The following is a 545-nucleotide window of genomic DNA, read 5'->3' as shown; positions in this document are numbered from 1 at the left end:
CCACCATCTGACGGATTTCGTTATCGCGTCCAAAGACAGGATCAATCTTTCCTTCCCGGGCACGGGCGGTCACATCGACAGTAAAGCGGTTGAGAATGGACTCCTCCTGCGAAACGACAGGTTGTGCGCTTCCACCGTCAACAGGGTTTTGTGCTTCCTGTTTCAATGGCGCCGCCCGACCAATAATGGTGGCATTGCCAGCCTGTTCGCTGAGTGCAAGCTCATGCCGCTCATCTGACTGGGTTTCCAGTAAGGGGCGTAGCCTCTCAAGCTGGCTGGTGGTCAGGGTCATTAAGGGCCAGAGGCCATCGCAGCGCGTCAGTCCTGACGTTTCAATCATGGCCGTGAGCAAATGTATGCTGCGGATCTGCTCATCTCCCGCGAGCGTGGCGGCAAGCCAGGCCTGTTTCAACAGGGACTGGAGGGAAGCAGAGAGCTCTGGTCGGGTGCGAACTGAACGAGGCTGTGCATCCAGCCAGCTCAGAAGAGACTGCCAGACGGCATCCATATCCCATTCATAGCGCCGGGCAAGAACGGTCAGGTCA

The 545-nt window shown here is 57.4% G+C and carries 1 pseudogene; it reads right to left on the bottom strand.

From position 1 onward, the window contains the following. A pseudogene (locus QQF33_RS25910) lies at positions 1-545 on the bottom strand (type VI secretion system ATPase TssH); the annotation flags it as partial.

The sequence above is a fragment of the Lelliottia wanjuensis genome, assembly GCF_030238365.1.
Lineage (GTDB): Bacteria > Pseudomonadota > Gammaproteobacteria > Enterobacterales > Enterobacteriaceae > Enterobacter > Enterobacter wanjuensis.
The sequence above is the reverse complement of the archived record's forward strand: the minus strand, read 5'-3'. Positions and strand labels throughout refer to the sequence as shown.